Origin of the sequence: Prauserella endophytica (assembly GCF_005146945.1) — a bacterium.
GTDB classification, from domain to species: Bacteria; Actinomycetota; Actinomycetes; order Mycobacteriales; family Pseudonocardiaceae; genus Prauserella_A; species Prauserella_A endophytica.
Map to the genome: position 1 here is coordinate 67,233 of NZ_SWMS01000007.1, position 17,677 is coordinate 84,909.

The window sequence follows — 17,677 nt, forward strand, 5'->3', positions numbered from 1 at the left end:
TATGTTGACGACAACCAAAAGTCCCCTTACTGTTCGAAACGGCGAAGACACCCGGTGTGGGGCGCTCGCGTAGGCCCCGCCTCGAGCACTACCGAGCCGAAGAAGGTTGGGGGTCACCGCGTGAGCAGGATCGGGGCGGATCCGACAGCGTCACCGGCACCGTCGCTCGTTCCTCTCCCACGTGAGCTCGATGGCTGCTCCCCGCGTCACGCCTTCTACGGCACGCGCCACTTCCCCATCCCCACCGAGTTCCGTGACGAGAGGTAGGTACCCATGCGAATATCGCGCATGGTGGCACTGGCCGCCGCGGCCGGCACGGCTCTGGCCGTCGCGCCGGCGATGTCGGCGGCCTCGCCGGCGTCCGTGAGACAACCCGCGCCGCCGCCCGATTCGGCCTTCCAGAAGGTTACCCTCAACGACTCCCCCGGCGAACCGGTCGACCTCGCGGTGCTGCCGGACGGGCGGGTGCTGCACACCACCCGCGCCGGCGAGCTGTGGCTGCACGACCCGGACACGCGCCTGAACACCCTGGCGGCGGAGCTGGACGTCTACACCCACGACGAGGAGGGGCTGCAGAGCGTCGCCGTCGACCCCGGCTTCAACGGCACGAGCAACCGGTGGGTGTACCTGTACTACGCGCCGCCGATGGACACCCCGGTCGACGACCCGGCCACCCCGGACGTCAACGAGGGCGACGCGCCGTTCACGGGGACGCCCGCCGACTTCGAGCCTTTCGAGGGCGTGCAGCGGTTGTCCCGTTTCCAGCTGAAGGGCAACGAGCTGGACCTCTCCACCGAGCAGCAGATCCTCGAGGTCGAGGAGGACCGGGGCATCTGCTGCCACGTCGGCGGCGACATCGTGTTCGACGGCAAGGGAAACCTGTACCTGTCGACGGGCGACGACACCAACCCGTTCGAGTCCGACGGGTACACGCCGATCGACGAGCGAGCCGACCGCAACCCGGCGTTCGACGCCCAGCGGACGTCGGCGAACACCAACGACCTGCGTGGCAAGGTGCTGCGGATCCGCGTGCAGCAGGACGGCTCCTACACGATCCCCGACGGCAACCTCTTCGAGCCCGGAACTCCCCAGACGCGGCCCGAGATCTACCTGATGGGGCTGCGCAACCCGTTCCGGATCGAGGTCAACGGCCGGGGCGACCTCTACGTGGCCGACTACTCACCGGACGCCGCCGAGGCCGACCCCGGACGCGGGCCTTCCGGGCACGGACGGTGGCTGGTGACGAGGGAGGCAGGCAACTACGGCTGGCCCTACTGCGTCGCGCCGGACATGCCCTACGTCGACTACGACTTCGCCACGGAACAGTCCGGTGAGCCGTTCGACTGCGCGGCGCCCGTGAACAACTCGCCGCACAACACCGGCCTCACCGAGCTTCCGCCAGTGGAACAGCCCGACGTCTGGTACACCTACGCCGAGTCCGAGGAGTTCCCCGAGCTCGGCGCGACCGGCGGCATCGGTCCGATGGCCGGGCCCGCGTACGAATACGACCCGCGCGACCAGCACGGGCGCACCCCGGTCGCGTGGCCGAAGTACTACGACGGCATGCCGCTGTTCTACGAGTGGACGCGCGACTACATCAAGGGTTTCCGCCTCGACCGCGCCGGTGAGCTGACGTCCATCGAGGACGTCGTGCCGTCGATCCCCGTGTCCGGGCCGATCGACATGGAGTTCGGCCCCGACGGGGCGCTGTACGTGCTCGACTACGGCAAGGGCTACTTCGCGGAGAATCCGGACGCGCAGCTCGCCCGGATCGACTACATCGGAACTGGCGGCAACCACACACCGGTGCCCGTGGTGACAGCCGACGTCGACAATGGACAGACACCGCTCACGGTGAACTTCTCCAGCGAGGGCACCCAGGACGCGGACGGGGACCGGCTGCGCTACGAGTGGGACTTCGACTCCGACGGTGACATCGACTCCCGGCAGCTCAACCCCACGCACACCTACACGCAGAACGGTGTCTACACCGCGACGCTGAAGGTGACCGACCTCGGGGGCAAGCACCGCGGCCGTTCCGCGTCCGCCGAGGTCGACATCGTGGTCGGCAACGAGGAGCCCGTGGTCACGTTCGTCAGCCCCGTGGAGGGACAGCCCTTCGAGTTCGGCGACGTCGTCCAGTACGAGGTCGCCGTGACCGACGATCAGCCCGTGGACTGCTCGCGGGTGCAGGTGACCTACATCCTCGGTCACGACGATCACGGTCACCCGATCTCGTCGGCGACCGGCTGCACCGGGTCCTTCGTGACGACGGTGCCGGACGGCCACGATCCCGAGCACGACGAACTGGCCGGCGTGTTCAACGCGACCTACACCGACCCCGGCGCCGAGGGCGTGCCCCCGCTGACGGGCACGGCCGAAGTCGCACTGACCCCCACCGAATAAGTACCGCCCTTCTTGTCCCCCAAGGCCACCTTTGGTGCGCTGAACGCACCGAAGGTGGCCTTGGGTGCGGCCGGCAGCCTCGGTCACCCGACCTCGGTGACCGTCAGCCGCGAAAGCCGTGAGGGGTCGCCGATCACGGCGAACTCGGCGATCAGGTCGCCCACGATCCGGAACGTGAGCGCGAGCCGGACATGCCCGTCGCGGACCACGACCGCTCCCGGCGAACCGTCCACCAAAGCGGGCCGCGCGGTCCGCGCTGGTGCGGACATCGTGCGTGCCTCGGCCACCACCGTGGCGGATCCCCGGACCTCGGCAGGCACGCCGTCCGGCAGCAAGGCCGGGTCGACGCGCCGGACGACGTCGGGCGCCAGCACCGCGAGCAGCGCCTCGGTGTCACCTGCCCGGATCGCGGCGAGGAAGGCGTCGACGAGACGCCGATGTCCGGCGAGGTCGGCCACGGGCTCCTCCCCGGCGCCCCCGGCCACCCGCGCGCGGGCACGGCTCGCGAGCCTCTTCGTGGCCTGCGGTGTCCGGTCGAGGATCGGCGCGATCTCGGCGAACGGGACGGCGAACACGTCGTGCAGCACCAACGCCACGCGCTCCGCGGGGCTGAGGGTTTCCAGCACCCTGAACAGTGCCCTGCTCACCGAGTCGGCCAGCACGGCCTCGCGGGCGGGGTCGGCGGCGTCGCCGGGCCGGTCCGGCAGCTCTGGATCGGCGGGCGTCTCCCGCCGCCTGCGGGGCGAGCGCAGCAGATCGAGGCAGATCCGGGTGACCACGGTGGTGAGCCAGCCCGGTAGGTTGCCGACCTCGCCGAGGTCAGCGCGCTGAAGTCGCAGCCACGTCTCCTGGACGGCGTCCTCCGCGTCGGTGGCCGAACCCAGGATCCGGTAGGCCACCGCCCACAGGTAGTCCCGCCGCCCCTCGAACAGCTCGGCCAGCGCGTCCCAGTCGCGCATCGTGTCCCCTTCCTCGTGCGCCTCTCGTCAGAGGGATGACGCGATCCAACCCCGCAACGGGACACACAGGAGGACACCATGCCGGTTCAGCTGGTCCGGTTCACCACCCGCGAGGCGGACGTGCCCGCAGTCGAGGAGGCGATGGACACGATGGTCGCCGCGCTCCGGCGGGCACGCCCGCACGGTATCCGCTTCGCCGCGTGCAAGCTGGCCGACGGCGTCACCTTTCTCAACCTGCTGGAACTCGACGAGGGCGTGGACAACCCGTTGCCCGGCATCCCGGAGTGCCGCGCGTACCAGCAGCTGATTCCCGAGTGGTCGCTGGAGCCGACGGGGCCGCACCCCGTCACCGTGCTCGGCTCCTACGAGCTGTTCGGCTGAGGCGCCATGTTCGTCGCCTATCTCGCCGTGACGGTGCTCGCCATCGCCGCCAACGCCTTCATCGTGGTTGCCGATCTGGCCCGCGCCCGGTTCGTGCTCCAGAACTCGGCCGCCGTCGGGGTGCCGGAGTCGTGGTTGCCCGGTCTCGCGCTGCTGAAGGGCGCCGGCGCGGTGGGACTGCTGCTGGGGCTCCTCGGCGTGCCGGTGATCGGCCTGCTGGCCGCGGCCGGGCTGGTGCTCTTCTACATCGGGGCGGTGCTCACGCACCTGCGAGCCGGTGACCGCTCGGCCTCGCTCGGCTTCCCCCTCGCCTTCCTGCTGGTCGCCGCGGCCTCGCTGACGCTCGGCCTCTCGGCCTGACGCCCCCGCGCGAGTCGTGCGTTCCCCTCACGGCGGGCGTGCACAACTCGGCGCCCTGAGCGCACGACTCGCGCGGCCCCTGGTTACGGACCGGACAAGATACCGCGGCCAACGGGGCGAGTTAGGTTAACCTGCCCTAATGAACTTTCGAGGACGTCTGTCACGCTCCGTCGCCGTGCTGGCCGGCGCGCTGGCGGTCGCGGCCATCGCGGGCTGCGGTTCGGACGAAGGCGGCACTGAGGCCAGCGGCCGCGCGCTGGCGAATCCGGTGACGGTCGAGCACCGGTTCGGGTCGACGACGATCGACACGGTGCCCGAGCGGATCGTCACCATCGACGTGCAGTGGACCGACACGATGCTCGCGATGGGCGTCGAGCCCGTCGGCTACACGGTCGACGACCTGATGCCGGAGTCGGGCGTGCCGTGGCAGAAGCTGCCCGCGAACAGCAAGGCGCTCTCCCTGACCGACGGCGTGCCCGTCGAGCAGATCCTGGCGCTGGAGCCCGACCTGGTGGTCGGCTCGTTCTCGATCAACAACGAGGAGACGTACCGGCTGCTGTCGGAGCGCGTGCCGACGATCGCGGGCCCGGCGAGCGCCGACGAGGTGACGCCATGGCAGGACCTGGTCCGCACGGCGGGAAAGATCCTCGACAAGCCGGACGAGGCCGAGCGACTCGTCACCTCGGTCGACGACGCCGTGTCGGCCACGGCGCGGGAGCTGCCCGGGCTCGATGGCAAGACGTTCGCGCTCGCGCAGTACATCGTGGGTGACTCGATGTACATCGTCGCCAGCGAGAAGGACGGCTCGAGCCTGTTCTTCCAGCAGCTGGGCATGAAGCTGTACCCGCCGGTGCGGGACGAGGGCACGCGAACAGGCCAGACCAGGCTCAACGTGAGCACCGAACGGGCCGACCTGCTGCGCTCCGACCTGCTGGCCTTCCTCGTCAACGGTGGCGATGAGAGCGACCTCGCCGACATCCCCGGCTTCGACCAGCTGCCGGGCACGGTGGCGGTGCTCGACTACCCGACGGTGGTGGGGCTCAACACGCCCACGCCGCTGTCGATCCCGTACGCGCTCGACCAGTTGCGGCCGCACCTGCGCGAGGCCGCCGGCCAGCCAGGCGCGTGACAGAGCGGACGCGGGTGCCGACCGGGCAACGCCGGAGGGCACCCGCCTCGTACCGCCTCGCGGCGGGCCTCGCCGGGCTCGCCGTGCTGGTGCTGCTCGTCTCCGTGCTCGGCGTCGTCGTCGGCGCGCGGCCGATCGAGCTCTCCGTCGCGCTCGACGCGCTGCGCGCCTACGACGCGGGGATAGCCGAGCACCAGGTGATCGCGGACCGGGCGGTGCGGACGCTCGCGGGGTTGCTCGTGGGCGCGGCACTCGGCCTCGCGGGCGTCCTCATGCAGGGCATCACCCGCAACCCGCTCGCGGACCCCGGCCTGCTCGGGATCAACGCGGGCGCCGCGTTCGCGGTGGTGTGCGCGATCGGGCTGTTCGGCGTCACCACCGCGCTCGGCTACGTGTGGTTCGCATTCGCCGGAGCGCTGTTCGTGGCGGTCGTCGTCTACGTGGTCGGCTCGCTCGGCCGCGGCGGCGCGACACCCGTGAAGGTCGCGCTCGCCGGCGCCGCGGTCAGCGCCGCGCTCGTGGCACTGACGACCGCCGTCCTGCTCACCGACTCGGTCACGTTCGACCAGCACCGGTTCTGGACCGTCGGCTCCCTCGCCGGCCGCGACTGGGACCTGGTCGCCCCGCTCACGCCCTTCGTCGTCGCCGGCGTGGTCGCCGCGTTGTTTCTCGGCAGGGCGCTCAACGCGCTCTCCCTCGGCGATGACGTCGCGAGCGGGCTCGGACAGCGAGTTGGCCTGGCGCGCGGGGCGACGGCCGTCGTGACCGTGGTGCTCTGCGGCGCGGCGACGGCGATCGCGGGCCCGATCTGGTTCGTCGGCCTGTTCGTGGCGCATCTCGCGCGGCTGGTGACCGGCCCCGACTACCGCTGGATCCTGCCGTACTCGCTGCTGCTCGGCCCCGTCCTCGTGCTGGCCGCCGACGTCCTCGGGCGGGTGGTGGCCCAACCGGGCGAGCTGCAGGTCGGCATCGTGCTGTCCCTGGTCGGCTCGCCGTTTCTGATCATGCTCGTCCGTTACCGCAAGCTGTCGGAGCTCTAGATGCCCACGTCTCTCGACGCCCGGCCGCCGACGGTCGCCCGCACCCGCAGGCGCAAGCGTTCGCGCACCACGGTGGTGTCGCTCATGCTCGCCGCGGCGGGGTTCCTCGCCCTCTGCGTGTCGGTGTCGCTCGGCGACGTCACGATCCCGCTGCCCGACGTCGTGCGCGCGCTGTTCGGCGGCGACGGGGACGGCATGTCCTACATCGTCAGGGAACTGCGGCTGCCCAGGGCGCTGGTCGCGGTACTGGCCGGCGCGGCACTCGGCCTGTCCGGCGCGATCTTCCAGTCCCTCGTTCGCAATCCGCTGGCGAGCCCCGACATCATCGGCATCACCGGCGGCGCGAGCGCGGCCGCCGTGGTGGCCCTGCTGTTGATCGGGCTGCGCGGGTTCGCGGTGTCGCTGGCCGCGTTCGCGGGCGCGCTCGCCACGGCCGCGGCGATCTACGTGCTCACCTGGCGCAAGGGGGTTACCGGCTACCGGCTGGTGCTGGTGGGCGTGGCGATGGGCGCCATGCTGACGAGCATCGTGTCCTACTGCCTGACGAGGGCCGACGTGTACGACGCGCGCGAGGCGCTGGTGTGGCTCACGGGCAGCCTCAACGCCAAGACGTGGACGACCGTGCAGATCCTCGGGCTCAGTCTCGCGCTGATCGTCCCGCTCGCGCTGCTGGCAGGCCGCTGGCTGCTGCCGCTGGAGCTCGGCGACGACACCGCGCAGGCACTCGGCGTGCCGCTCGAACGGGCCAGGATGGGACTGATCGTCACCGCGGTCGCCCTCGCGGCCGCCGCCACGGCCGCCGTGGGCCCGGTCGCCTTCGTGGCGTTCGTGTCCGGCCCGATCGCCCGCAGGCTCGCGGGCGGCCCCGGTATCGCGCTCGTGCCCTCGGCGCTGGTGGGCGCGCTGGTGATGACGGTGTCCGATCTCGTCGCCCAGCACGCGTTCGCCTCGGTGCAGTTCCCCGTCGGCGTCGTCACCGCGATCGTCGGCGCACCGTACCTGCTCTGGCTGCTCGCGGTCACCAACCGTGTGGGCCGGGGCGGTTAGCCTCCGTCAGGCGGCGGGCAACTGAGCCACCCGCGCGAGTCCGTGTTCACTGTGGAAACCGCGCGGCGGCGCTGATCCAGCTCGTGCGCGATGCGGCCGCTGGGCATGGCGGTGCCTGCCCTGGGCCGGTGTCAGCCGAGCGCCGCCTGCTCCTCGCACAGTTTGCGCACTGTCCGCAGCTCCTCGCGGACGGTCGACATCTGCTCGGCGACCGCCGTGTCCGGCGCGTCGGCGGGGAAGAGCATCGTGAACTGGTACTCGGAGCCCTCACCGTTGGGCAGCACCCGGGTGAACACGCCCTGCCGGGGGTCCTGCGCGGAAAGCAGGTCCACGGTGCCGTGCTCCCGCGACACGCGGACGGTGATCCGGAACTCGGTGTCGCCGTTGACGAGCACCCATTCGTCGCCCTCGGGGCGGACGGCCTTCGCGACGCCGGGAGCCCAGCGAGGCAGCTGTTGCGGGTCGGCGACGAGGTCGAGGACGGTTTTCGTCGGTGCGCTGATGGAGACGGTCGCGGTCTCGGCACGGAATGAAATAGTATGCATGCGCGTATCGTACGCATGTGCGTATCAATTTGTCACTCTACGATCCCCGTTGTGGAAGACGAGGACCTCGGCGCGCTGCTCGCGCGCATCATGCGACGGCTGATGGACGCGGAGCACCCGCTGCTGCGCGCACACGGACTCTCCATGTGGGCCTACGCCACGCTGACGAGCCTCGCCGAGCAACCCGCGACCTCCCAGCTCGCGCTGGCCAAGGCGATCGGCTACGACAAGACCCGGCTGATCGCGCTCCTCGACGAGCTCGAGCACGACGGGCTGATCGTCCGCGAACGGGATCCGGCCGACCGTCGCGCGCAGACCGTCCGGCTGACCCCGGAAGGCGAAGCCCGCCACGCCGCCGCGAAGGCCGACATCCGGAAGATGGAGATCGAGCTGCTCGCCGACCTGCCCCCCGACGAGCAGGGCGCCCTCCGCGCGATGCTGACCAAGCTCGCCCATCCGGAGTAGCGCCACCGGCCCCCAAGGCCACCTTTGTTGCGTTGAGCGCAGCAAAGGTGGCCTTGGGGGCAGGTGGCGGGGCTTGGCTTGATACTTAGCTCTTGCGCTAAGTGTTGTGCGCGCGGATACTTAGCCTCGTGGCACAGTGTTTGGCCGACCTCGACGGCCTTTTTCTCGCACTCGCCGACCCGACCAGACGGGCCGTGATCCACCGGCTCGGGCACGGTCCGGCGAGCGTCGGCGAACTGGCGCGTGAGGCGACGATGACGCTCCCCTCGTTCATGAAGCACGTGCGGGTTCTGGAGACGAACGGGCTGATCCACACGGCGAAGTCCGGTCGCGTGCGCACCTGCACGCTCAACCGGGAGCGGTTCACGGTCGTCGAGGACTGGCTGGCGCGGCAGCGGCGCCTCTGGGAGGAGCGCACCGACCGGCTGGAGCAGTTCGTCACCGATTCGACGCATTCCATGGAGAAGAGGACGTCATGAACCCCGAGCTCGACCTCAGCATCGAACGGGTCATCCGCGCACCCCGCAAGGTGGTCTGGGCAGCGTGGACCGATCCCGGCAGTCTCGCGCAGTGGTGGGTGCCCGCCCCGACCCTGTGCCGGGTCGACCGGCTGGAGGTCCGCCCCGGCGGCGCGTTCGTGACCCGGATCAGCGACGACGGCGACACGTTCGTCCCGCACGTCGACGCGTGCTTCCTGCTGGTGGACGAGTTCGAACGCATCGTGTTCACCAACAGCGTGGACTCCGCGTGGCGGCCTGCGAACCCCGAGCCCGTCGCGATGACCGCCGAGATCACGCTGCGCGACCACGCCGACGGCACCGACTACCGGATCGTCGTGCGCCACGGCGACCCTGCCGCCAGGGACCGCCACGCCGAACTGGGCTTCGCCGACGGCTGGGGCACCGTCGCCGACCAGCTCGCCCGGTTCGTGGAGCGTGCGCCGTGAAGATCGCACTGACGGAGTTCGTCACCCTGGACGGGGTGAGCCAGGGCCCTGGCTCAGCCGCCGAGGACCCGAGCGACGGGTTCGGCAGCGGCGGCTGGCTCGTGCCGTACCTGGACAAGGCGTTCGTGGAACGCACGTCCGAATGGCTCGACCTCGCCGACGGGCTGCTGCTCGGCCGCCGCACGTACGAGGCGTTCGCGCGCGACTGGCCCCGCATCACCGATCCCGCGGACCCGTACACGAAGCGGATGAACTCGCTGCCGAAGTACGTCGTGACGAACACTCTCACGGCGGGGCACTGGCGGCCGACCACCGTCCTTCGCGGCGACGCCGCGAAAGCCGTCCGCGAGCTGAAGGACACTCCGGGCGGCGAGCTGCAGATCCACGGCAGCGCCCGGCTCGGCAACGCGCTGCTCTCCGCGGGCCTCGTCGACACCCTGCGCCTCGCGGTGGCGCCGGTCGTGCTCGGAACGGGGCGCCGACTGCTGAACCACCCCACGTCGGCGACGGGCTTCCGCCTCATCCGGCACGAAGCCACACCGGAGGGCCTGCTGCTGCTCGAGTACGAGACCACGGGCGAGGTCCGCACCGCCGACTACGGCGGGGTCGCGGATCTGCGCTAGGCGGTTCGCCCTTCTCTCGACACGCGGTCGCCACGGCCCAGAGCGCGCCGGCTTGATCCATTAATCTGGTCCTCGCGGTCCGACGGGCACCGAAGCAACACTTCGTCGCTGCCCCCAATCCGCACGTGGATACCTGCGTGCCTGTTGGGGGAAGACTTAAGTGGCGCTCATCCGGGGGAAGGTTTCCGACCTGCTCGTCGAGGCACAGGCGCGACAACTACACCAGCGCCTGCACGAACAGGCCAGGTTCCAGTTGGAGCACCGGGTGGGGCACGGTGAGGTGACCTCGTGGGCACGAAGCCTCCCGATCCTCCTCAACGATCTCGCCGACGCCGACCTCGGTCATGTGGAGGTTCTGCTCGAGCACAAACTTCCACATAGCCCGAAGCGGGTCGACGCGGTGCTGTGCGGCAGCCATCCCCGCACCGGTGAGGCGACCTACGTGCTCGTCGAACTGAAACAGTGGTCGCGGGCGGAGCAAGAAACCGCGGAACTGGTGCACCTCGCGGGCTACGGTCAGCCGGTGTTGCACCCGGTCGAACAGGTGCGGCGCTATTGCGAGTACCTGGTGGACGAGACACCGGCCCTGGCCGATCGACCGAACGCCGTGCACGGTGTGGCGTATCTGCACAACGCGCGCAACTCCGGCATCGCGACACTGCTGCAGTACGAGCCAACTCCGTTCGGCCGGCTTTTCACACTCGACGACAGAGCAGCGTTCGTCGAACACCTGCGCGGTCTGCTCGATCCCGACGGCGAGCGCGACGCCGCTCGCGACGCGGCCGAGATGTTCCTGAACTTCCGGCACGCGCCGGCCAAGCCGCTGCTGGACCTGGCGGCGAAGGAGATCCGCGAACGCGAGCAGTTCGTGTTGCTCGATGAACAACAGGTCGCTTACCGTACGGTGCTCAACGCCGTGGAAAGGGCACGCCGGGCCAACACCCGCACCGTCGTGATCGTGCTCGGCGGCCCCGGCTCCGGCAAAAGCGTCATCGCGCTGAGCCTTCTTGGAGACCTCGCCCGTCGCGGGCTGAAGGTCCACCATGCGACGGGCTCAGGCTCGTTCACGCGCACGCTGCGCAAGATCGCGGGCAGCCGGAACAGCAGGGTGCAGGCGCTGTTCAAGTTCTTTCACAACTACATCGACGCCGAACCGCGTGCCCTCGACGTGATCGTTTGCGACGAGGCGCACCGAATCCGCGAGCAGAGTGTGAACCGGTACACGAAACGTGAGCTCCGGGAACGCGCGCGACCGCAGGTCGACGAGCTGATCGAGGTGGCGTGGACGCCGGTGTTCCTCCTCGATGAGCATCAGACGGTGCGACCCGGTGAGCTGGGTTCCGAAGAAGAGATCGCCGCAGCCGCCCGTGCCGTGGGCTGCGAGGTCGAGGTGGTCCACCTCTCCGGACAGTTCCGCTGTGGCGGCTCGGCCGCCTACGACGAGTGGGTCGCACGGCTTCTCGGTATCGCCGAGCAGCCGCCGGTGTCGTGGAGCGAGATCTCGGCCGGCCTGGACGACGATTTCCGGGTCAGCAGCGCTGTCAACCCGGCGGCGCTGGAGTCGTGGCTGCTGCACCAGCGCGCGGAGCGCAGCGGCACGGCCCGACTGGCGGCCGGGTACTGCTGGCCGTGGAGCGACCCGGTGCGGACCGGGGACGGCAGGCAACTGGTCCTGGACGTGCGCATCGGTGACTGGGCGCGCCCGTGGAACGCCAAGCCGCAACAGCGCGTTCCGGACGCACCGGAATCGCACTACTGGGCCTCCGACGAACGCGGCTTCGGACAGGTCGGTTGCGTGTACACGGCACAGGGCTTCGAGTACGACTGGGCGGGCGTGATCTTCGGCCCCGACTTCGTATGGCGAACGGACCGCTGGGTCGCCGTCAAGTCTGAATCGCGCGACCCACAGGTGAAGCGCGCCGACGACCGGCAGTTCGCCGCGCTGATCCGCAACACCTACAAGGTGTTGCTCACTCGAGGGATGCAAGGCGTGTGCGTGTACTCCACCGACCCGGAAACACAGGAGTTCCTCGAGTCCATGGCACGCTAACCGGCAAGCCAGGATCCGCCGCGGCGGCCGAGGACGAGGGCGGGCACTAGCGTGAGCGCATGACACTCGACCTCTTCGCCGGTCTTCCCGTGAGCGACTACCAGCGTGCGCTCGCCTGGTACGAGCGGCTGTTGGGCTCCGAACCCGCGTTCCTGCCGGACGACACCGAGGCTGTGTGGGAGCTCGCCGAGCACCGGTACTTCTACATCGACGTGCTGCCCGAGCGCGCGGGCAACGCCGTGCAGACGGTTTTCGTCGACGATCTCGATGCGCGGGTCGAGGGTATCGCCACCAGGGGTATCGAGGCCGCCACCACCGAGACGTACGACAACGGCGTGCGCAAGGTGATCTACCGCGATCCGGACGGCAACGAGATCGGCTTCGGCGGCCTGCCCGCCGGCGCCACGGCTCCGGGAGCCGATGGGGACTAAGTGCTCTGTTCGTCGCCAGGGCCCGGGGCCTAACGTCGGTGCCCCTTGTACCGGCCGAAGGCAGGAGACGACGATGAGCAACCGGATCGTTCATTTCGAGATCCCCTACGACGACGGCGAGCGGGCCCGCGGCTTCTACCGCGAGGTGTTCGGCTGGAGCCTCACCGAGTTCCCCGGCATGGGCTACACCGGCGTGACCACCGGACCGACCTCGGAGCAGGGCATGCCGACGGAGCCAGGGTTCATCAACGGTGGCATGTTCGACCGCAAGGACGCCGCTCCGAAGAGCCCGGTGATCACGGTCGATGTGGCGAGCATCGACGCGGCGCTGGACAAGGTCGAGCAGCTCGGCGGCGCGAAGCTGGTCGGCCGCACCGAGATTCCGCAGATGGGCTTCTACGCCTACTTCACCGACACCGAGGGCAACGTCGTGGGCCTGTGGGAGAACCTCCCCCAGCGCTAACCCGGGAACGGCAGGCAGCGGTTCCCGCGAGAGGTCCAGCGCGTCCAGCGGCAGCCAGGGGTCCGGCGCTCCGGGTCGGTGACCGGCGCCTGGTGCCTCCCCAGCAGATCGACCGTCTCGAGGACGACGTTCGGCCGTCCTCGAGCGCGGGCCCCAGACGTCGATCGGGTCGAACTCGGCCGCGCGGACGAACCTGCTGACGTCGATCCCCTCGGAGTTGCCGGTCGCCGCTGGATGGCGGCGGTCCGGGTACGGGCGGGCGCAGGGTACGTGGCCCGTCGTGACGCGCTCCGCCACCATCCCGCCCGGCCCCGGCTCCTATGTGGACAACGGTGAACGGCGACGGCGGCGAGGTCGAGGTCACGCCAGCGCGACACGGTCCGCGTCGAGAACCGACCGGCCGTTCCCGACCGGGTCGGCCGGCCTTTCAGGCGCCGGAGCGTGTTTCGGTCCGCAGCCGCTCCAACGCCTCGTCGGCGGTGAGGCACCCGGCGGTGGTGAGTTCGAGATTCGCCAGCGAAGCCGTGTGCACGGCCTCGTCGGCAGCGGCCACGCAGTCGCTCACCACGTGCACGGTGAACCCGAGGTCGGTGCCGTGACGCGCCGTCTGCTCGACGGTGAGGTTGGTGGCCACGCCGGTGACGAACAGCGTGTCGATGCCACGCCCGGTCAGCAGGTCGGCGAGTTCAGTGCCGGCGAGACCGGACAGCTTCTGGTTGTCGACGGTCTGCGCCCCTTCGGCCATCTCGGGAATGAGCTGCGAGCCGGGCGCGTCCGGCCGGAACGCCTCCTGCGCCTCAGCGACCGCCCGCATGAAGCCGGTGTTGCGCACCAGCCCGCCCTCGCCCTCGGGGATCGTGAACCGGGTGAAGAAGACCGGCACCCCGGCCGAGCGGTGAAAGGACGCCGCGCGCTCGACCACGCCGCTGCGGGCCACCGGTTCGCTCAGCATCCCTCCGAAGAAGCCCTCCGGCTTGATCACGTTGACCTGCCAGTGCAGCGCCAGCACGGCCACCCGCCCTGAAGTGCTCGCCATTCGTCCACACTGCACCAGAAAACCCGCGGCCGTCCACCGCCCTGTCGCTCACGTCCCGCGCAGCGCCGAGGGCGGCACGCCGAAGGTCCGGGTGAACGCCGCGGTGAAGGCGGCCGGGGAGGCGTAGCCGAGGTCTCCCGCGACGCGGGAGATCGCGTGCTCGCGCAACAGTGGCACGGCCGCGATGAGCCGGGCCCGAACGCGCCATGCCGAGGGACTCGAGCCGAGCTCGGCGCGGAAGCGGCGCACGAGCCCGCGTTCGCTGAGCGCCAGCCGCCGAGCCCAGTCCGCGTTCGTGACCCCCGGCTCCGGATGGGCGAGGTAGTCCCGGCACAACGCGGCGAGCCGCGGGTCCGCCGGCAACCTGACGTGCAGCGGCAGCGGAGTCAGCGCCGCGATCTCGAAGAGCAGCAGGCTCGCGATCGCGCCCTCGCGGCCGGCGAGGTCGTAGTCGGGTCCGAAGTCGACGGCCACGAGCAACAGCTCCCGCAACAGCGGCGTGACGTCGACGACCGTGCACGCGGCGGGCCACCACGGCACCGCGGTGGGCTCGAGGTAGAGGCTGCGGGTGCTCGCCCCCAGCATCCGGATGCGGTGCCGGGTCCCCGCGGGGATCAGCACGGCGCGCTCGCTCGGGACCGTCCACGTGCCGTCGTCGGTCTCGGCGATCATGCTGCCCGTGGCGCTGTAGAGGAACTGCGCCCTGCGGTGGGTGTGCCACTCCAGCAGGTGGCCGGGTTCGTAGTCGGTACCGATGGGCAGCACGTCGCGCGGCACCCGGTCGTATCGCTCGTAGGGCACGTTCCGCACCCGGCGAGCATACTGGCCGGGTCTCGAAGGAACCTGGCGGATCATCGATTGTCGGCCAGCGGACGACCGGCTGGAATGAACCCCCGTGGACGTGGCTCTCCTGTTGTTCGGCGTCGGGATCCTCACCGGAACCACGACCGTGCTGTTCGGCTTCGGCGGCGGTTTCGTGACGGTGCCCGTGATCGTCGGGGTGGACGCGGCGCTCGGCGCGGACGCGGCGCACGTCGCCGTCGCGACGTCGAGCGTCGTCATGGTCGTCAACGCGCTGGTCGCCACGGCCGCGACCGACCGGGGCGTGCTCGGGCTGCTCCGGGGCAGGGCCGGGCTCGTCGGGCTGCTCGCCCTCGGCGGGGCCGCGGGTGCCGTCGCCGCGCGCTTCGCACCGTCGGCGCTGATCACCTGGGGCTTCGTCGGCTACGTCACGGGCACGATCGTCGACGTCCTCGCCCGGCCGGGGTTCCTGCGCCGGGCCGCCCCCGCCGTAGCGGCGCCTGGTCAGGCGGCGCTCGCGACCGGCGCCGGGCTGCCGATCGGAGCGGTGGCGTCGTTCCTCGGTGTCGGCGGCAGCGTGCTGACCGTTCCGTTGCTGCGTCGCGCCGGCCACCCGATGCGGGTCGCGACGTCGCTCGCCAACCCGCTGACCCTCGCGATCGCCACACCCGCGCTCGTGGTGTTCCTCGCCCAGCACGCCGCCATCGGCGGCGAAGGGGGTGTCGCGCTCGTCGGCGCCGTCGACGTCGGCGCGGCGGCTGCCCTGCTCGCCGGCGCCCTGCCGGTGATCGTGGCACTGCGCCGGCGGCCGCCGCGCATCCCCGACCACGTGTACGCGTGGACTTACGTGGGACTGCTCGCCATCGTCGTCGTGGCGATGGTCGCGACCACGGTCTGAGCGTCCATAGAGGAGTTCGTCACATAAAAAGCCGGAACGCACCGATGGAACCGAACGTCCCAAAACCGACAAAGACGATCACCGACACCGGTGCCGACCAAAAGGCAAGAACCTATGCGCAGACCACGTATCGCGATCGCGGCCGTTGCGGCCACACTTGGACTCGCCCTCGCCGCGTGCGGCGGCGAGGAGGACACGGCCGGCGACGCGGCGGCCGCCGAAACTCCAGCCTCCTCGTCGTCCGAGCAGTCCCCTGCCAGCGAGACCGAGAGCTCCTCACCCGCCGCCGACGAGGCCGCCCCGGCGGAGGTCACTCCACCCGGGACGGAGCTCAAGGTGGGTGAGACCGCGACCGTTCCGTTCACCTACGGAACCGAAAAGAGCGGAACGATCGCGATCACCGTCACGGCGATCGACAAGGGCGATCCCGCCGACCTCGCGGCGTTCGGAGATCGCGCGAACGGTCTTGTTCCCTACTTCATCAGGATCAAGGTCGAGAACGTCGGCGGCACCGACCTCTCCTACAGCTCGGTACGTCTGCGGGCGCTCGGCGAGGACGGCCGGGGCACCGGTGTGGTGATCACCGGTGACGTCGAGGGCAAGTGCGAGAGCACCAACGCCGACGACACCTTCACCGCCGCGGGTGCCACGTTCGAATCGTGCACCCTGCAGGCGGCCCAGGAGGGCGTGGCCGTGACCGGCGCCGAGTTCGGCGACTCAGAGGAGTACTCCGACGACCCGATCGTCTGGACGGCCTGATCCGGCAGGTGTCCGGGACCACGACGGCCTCGAGCCCGGTCCCTGACACCGGACCGAGGGACTTCCCGACCCAGCCTGCGGCCCCGCACCGTTCTCGGTGCGGGGCCGCAGGCCGTGACCGGTCACCACACCTGGTCGAGGACCCGCAGGATGTTGCCGCCGAGGACCTTGCCGATCTCGTCGTCGGAGTAGTCGTGGGCGACGAGCCACCCGGTGATGTGGTGGAACTCCTCGGCCGGGTTCTCGATGCCGTCCACGTACTCGACCTTGGTGAACTCGGGGCCGTCGTGCGCGGCCGAGATCGACAGGTGCCTCGCGAACGTGTCGTGCAGCCCCACGTGGTCGCCGAAGAGCGTGTCCGGGCCGAACGCCACGTGGTCGATGCCCACCAGCTCGACGCAGTAGGTGAAGTGCTCCATGAAGGCGTCGAGGTTGTGGGCGGGGTGATTGGGGCTCATCGTGGTGTGCGGTGCGGCCTCGATGCCGATCACCCCGCCCCGCTCCGCGCAGGCGATGATGACGTCGTCCGGCTTCATCCGCTTCGTCGGCCACACCGAGCGCGCGCCCGCGTGCGTGATGAAGATCGGCTTCTCGGATGCCTTGATGGTGTCCATGCTCGTGCGGTCGCCGGAGTGCGAGACGTCGATGGCGATGCCCAGCTTGTTCATCCGGCGCACCGCCTTCTCGCCGAAGTAGGTCAGTCCGCCGTCGTGCCGCTCGCGCAGTCCGGAGCCGAGCGTGTTCGACTCGCTGTAGGCGATGCCCATCTGCCGGACCCCGAAACCGTACAGCACGTCGATCCGGTCGACCTCGTTCTGGATCGGGGTCGACGCCTCGAGTGCGGGCACCAGTGCGATCTGCCCGTTCGCGCGGGCGTTCGAGATGTCGGAGACGCGCTCGGCGCGGATCACGAAGTCCTGCTTGGCGATGTCCGAATAGCGCATCCCGAGGTCGACGAGGACGTCCTCCCACTTCCACCCCATCTGGGAGGTGATGCAGCAGGTGCCGTCCATGAAGTTCTCGAAGACAGCGTCGATGCCGGACAGCGAGAGTCCCTCGTAGCCGGTGTGGTGGCGGCCGGTCCGGTTGTAGTCGAAGGTTTCGGAGATGTCGTCGGGGAAGACGCTGGTGTGGTCGTGCAGCGAGATCACCGTGTTGTCGGCGAGCAGCTTGTCCACCCGCGCCCGCTGCACGTCGGTCAGCTCCGGCCCCCGGGAGGGCACCCTGCCGATTTCCTTGGCCAGCGCGAACTCGACGTAGTCCTCGCCGGGCTCGAGCGCGTCGAACGAGCGGTAACCCTGGTAACGCAACGGCTGCGCACCGGTCTTCTGTGTCATG

At 70.2% G+C, this 17,677-nt stretch carries 20 protein-coding genes; 15 read left to right on the forward strand and 5 right to left on the reverse strand.

What is annotated here, in order from left to right; genetic code table 11:
- Window positions 1–273: 273 nt before the first annotated feature.
- Complete coding sequence (locus FCN18_RS14740) at window positions 274–2,406, forward strand: PQQ-dependent sugar dehydrogenase (protein ID WP_112267394.1); 2,133 nt, start codon at window positions 274–276, stop codon at window positions 2,404–2,406.
- Window positions 2,407–2,489: 83 nt separating this feature from the next.
- Here FCN18_RS14740 and FCN18_RS14745 read toward each other — a convergent pair whose 3' ends face one another.
- Window positions 2,490–3,365 carry a sigma-70 family RNA polymerase sigma factor gene (locus FCN18_RS14745; RefSeq protein ID WP_137095366.1) on the reverse strand — a complete coding sequence of 292 codons (876 nt, stop codon included), beginning with the start codon at window positions 3,363–3,365 and terminating at the stop codon, window positions 2,490–2,492.
- A gap of 78 nt (window positions 3,366–3,443) precedes the next feature.
- On the opposite strand from FCN18_RS14745, the gene FCN18_RS14750 reads away from it, so the two are divergent.
- The 5 genes from FCN18_RS14750 to FCN18_RS14770 all read left to right on the forward strand — a co-directional run bounded on the left by FCN18_RS14750 (window position 3,444) and on the right by FCN18_RS14770 (window position 7,322).
- On the forward strand, window positions 3,444–3,746 hold the full coding sequence (locus FCN18_RS14750) for a hypothetical protein (RefSeq protein WP_112267397.1): 303 nt from the start codon (window positions 3,444–3,446) through the stop codon (window positions 3,744–3,746).
- Window positions 3,747–3,752: 6 nt separating this feature from the next.
- Window positions 3,753–4,106, forward strand: a complete 354-nt coding sequence (locus FCN18_RS14755) for a DoxX family protein (protein WP_137095367.1) — start codon at window positions 3,753–3,755, stop codon at window positions 4,104–4,106.
- Window positions 4,107–4,245: 139 nt separating this feature from the next.
- Complete coding sequence (locus FCN18_RS14760) at window positions 4,246–5,235, forward strand: ABC transporter substrate-binding protein (protein ID WP_137095368.1); 990 nt, start codon at window positions 4,246–4,248, stop codon at window positions 5,233–5,235.
- Complete coding sequence (locus FCN18_RS14765; RefSeq protein WP_113643887.1) at window positions 5,232–6,275, forward strand: FecCD family ABC transporter permease; 1,044 nt, start codon at window positions 5,232–5,234, stop codon at window positions 6,273–6,275. Before FCN18_RS14760 ends, FCN18_RS14765 begins: the two co-directional genes overlap by 4 nt.
- Window positions 6,276–7,322 (forward strand): FecCD family ABC transporter permease, encoded by a 1,047-nt coding sequence (locus FCN18_RS14770; RefSeq protein WP_112267405.1) that lies wholly within the window; start codon window positions 6,276–6,278, stop codon window positions 7,320–7,322.
- 131 nt (window positions 7,323–7,453) lie between these two features.
- On the opposite strand, the gene FCN18_RS14775 is transcribed toward FCN18_RS14770, so the two are convergent.
- Complete coding sequence (locus FCN18_RS14775; RefSeq protein WP_137095369.1) at window positions 7,454–7,867, reverse strand: SRPBCC family protein; 414 nt, start codon at window positions 7,865–7,867, stop codon at window positions 7,454–7,456.
- A gap of 51 nt (window positions 7,868–7,918) precedes the next feature.
- Here FCN18_RS14775 and FCN18_RS14780 point away from each other — a divergent pair, with 51 nt between their 5' ends.
- The 7 genes from FCN18_RS14780 (at window position 7,919) to FCN18_RS14810 (ending at window position 12,845) form a co-directional block, all read left to right on the forward strand.
- Window positions 7,919–8,332: a MarR family winged helix-turn-helix transcriptional regulator gene (locus FCN18_RS14780; RefSeq protein ID WP_228713958.1), complete on the forward strand. Its 414-nt coding sequence runs from the start codon at window positions 7,919–7,921 to the stop codon at window positions 8,330–8,332.
- A gap of 128 nt (window positions 8,333–8,460) precedes the next feature.
- Complete coding sequence (locus FCN18_RS14785; protein WP_112267411.1) at window positions 8,461–8,811, forward strand: ArsR/SmtB family transcription factor; 351 nt, start codon at window positions 8,461–8,463, stop codon at window positions 8,809–8,811.
- A complete protein-coding gene (locus FCN18_RS14790) occupies window positions 8,808–9,278 on the forward strand; it encodes an SRPBCC domain-containing protein (protein WP_137095371.1) in 471 nt (156 codons plus the stop codon). The genes FCN18_RS14785 and FCN18_RS14790 overlap by 4 nt, the downstream gene beginning before the upstream one ends.
- On the forward strand, window positions 9,275–9,901 hold the full coding sequence (locus FCN18_RS14795; RefSeq protein ID WP_113643885.1) for a dihydrofolate reductase family protein: 627 nt from the start codon (window positions 9,275–9,277) through the stop codon (window positions 9,899–9,901). Before FCN18_RS14790 ends, FCN18_RS14795 begins: the two co-directional genes overlap by 4 nt.
- 160 nt (window positions 9,902–10,061) lie before the next feature.
- On the forward strand, window positions 10,062–11,951 hold the full coding sequence (locus FCN18_RS14800) for a DUF2075 domain-containing protein (RefSeq protein WP_137095372.1): 1,890 nt from the start codon (window positions 10,062–10,064) through the stop codon (window positions 11,949–11,951).
- Between the two features lie 59 nt (window positions 11,952–12,010).
- On the forward strand, window positions 12,011–12,382 hold the full coding sequence (locus tag FCN18_RS14805) for a VOC family protein (RefSeq protein ID WP_112267419.1): 372 nt from the start codon (window positions 12,011–12,013) through the stop codon (window positions 12,380–12,382).
- Between the two features lie 73 nt (window positions 12,383–12,455).
- Window positions 12,456–12,845, forward strand: coding sequence for a VOC family protein (locus tag FCN18_RS14810; RefSeq protein WP_112267421.1), 390 nt, complete (start codon window positions 12,456–12,458; stop codon window positions 12,843–12,845).
- A gap of 427 nt (window positions 12,846–13,272) precedes the next feature.
- Here the strand turns inward: FCN18_RS14810 and FCN18_RS14815 are convergent, their stop codons facing one another.
- Both FCN18_RS14815 and FCN18_RS14820 read right to left on the reverse strand, forming a co-directional pair.
- On the reverse strand, window positions 13,273–13,881 hold the full coding sequence (locus FCN18_RS14815; RefSeq protein ID WP_137095373.1) for a cysteine hydrolase: 609 nt from the start codon (window positions 13,879–13,881) through the stop codon (window positions 13,273–13,275).
- A 48-nt stretch (window positions 13,882–13,929) separates the two neighbouring features.
- On the reverse strand, window positions 13,930–14,691 hold the full coding sequence (locus tag FCN18_RS14820; protein WP_112267425.1) for an AraC family transcriptional regulator: 762 nt from the start codon (window positions 14,689–14,691) through the stop codon (window positions 13,930–13,932).
- A gap of 85 nt (window positions 14,692–14,776) precedes the next feature.
- Here FCN18_RS14820 and FCN18_RS14825 point away from each other — a divergent pair, with 85 nt between their 5' ends.
- Window positions 14,777–15,580: a sulfite exporter TauE/SafE family protein gene (locus FCN18_RS14825; RefSeq protein WP_137095374.1), complete on the forward strand. Its 804-nt coding sequence runs from the start codon at window positions 14,777–14,779 to the stop codon at window positions 15,578–15,580.
- A gap of 114 nt (window positions 15,581–15,694) precedes the next feature.
- Window positions 15,695–16,339 (forward strand): hypothetical protein, encoded by a 645-nt coding sequence (locus FCN18_RS14830; protein ID WP_137095375.1) that lies wholly within the window; start codon window positions 15,695–15,697, stop codon window positions 16,337–16,339.
- A 122-nt stretch (window positions 16,340–16,461) separates the two neighbouring features.
- Here FCN18_RS14830 and FCN18_RS14835 read toward each other — a convergent pair whose 3' ends face one another.
- On the reverse strand, window positions 16,462–17,676 hold the full coding sequence (locus FCN18_RS14835) for a dipeptidase (protein ID WP_113643879.1): 1,215 nt from the start codon (window positions 17,674–17,676) through the stop codon (window positions 16,462–16,464).
- Between the last annotated feature and the right edge of the window lies 1 nt (window position 17,677).

Coding starts and splice junctions, on each gene's coding strand:
- FCN18_RS14740 (WP_112267394.1), top strand. CDS start 274: ATGCGAATATCGCGCATGGTGGCACTGGCCGCCGCGGCCGGCACGGCT.
- FCN18_RS14745 (WP_137095366.1), bottom strand. CDS start 3,365: ATGCGCGACTGGGACGCGCTGGCCGAGCTGTTCGAGGGGCGGCGGGAC.
- FCN18_RS14750 (WP_112267397.1), top strand. CDS start 3,444: ATGCCGGTTCAGCTGGTCCGGTTCACCACCCGCGAGGCGGACGTGCCC.
- FCN18_RS14755 (WP_137095367.1), top strand. CDS start 3,753: ATGTTCGTCGCCTATCTCGCCGTGACGGTGCTCGCCATCGCCGCCAAC.
- FCN18_RS14760 (WP_137095368.1), top strand. CDS start 4,246: ATGAACTTTCGAGGACGTCTGTCACGCTCCGTCGCCGTGCTGGCCGGC.
- FCN18_RS14770 (WP_112267405.1), top strand. CDS start 6,276: ATGCCCACGTCTCTCGACGCCCGGCCGCCGACGGTCGCCCGCACCCGC.
- FCN18_RS14775 (WP_137095369.1), bottom strand. CDS start 7,867: ATGCATACTATTTCATTCCGTGCCGAGACCGCGACCGTCTCCATCAGC.
- FCN18_RS14790 (WP_137095371.1), top strand. CDS start 8,808: ATGAACCCCGAGCTCGACCTCAGCATCGAACGGGTCATCCGCGCACCC.
- FCN18_RS14805 (WP_112267419.1), top strand. CDS start 12,011: ATGACACTCGACCTCTTCGCCGGTCTTCCCGTGAGCGACTACCAGCGT.
- FCN18_RS14810 (WP_112267421.1), top strand. CDS start 12,456: ATGAGCAACCGGATCGTTCATTTCGAGATCCCCTACGACGACGGCGAG.
- FCN18_RS14815 (WP_137095373.1), bottom strand. CDS start 13,881: ATGGCGAGCACTTCAGGGCGGGTGGCCGTGCTGGCGCTGCACTGGCAG.
- FCN18_RS14830 (WP_137095375.1), top strand. CDS start 15,695: ATGCGCAGACCACGTATCGCGATCGCGGCCGTTGCGGCCACACTTGGA.
- FCN18_RS14835 (WP_113643879.1), bottom strand. CDS start 17,676: ATGACACAGAAGACCGGTGCGCAGCCGTTGCGTTACCAGGGTTACCGC.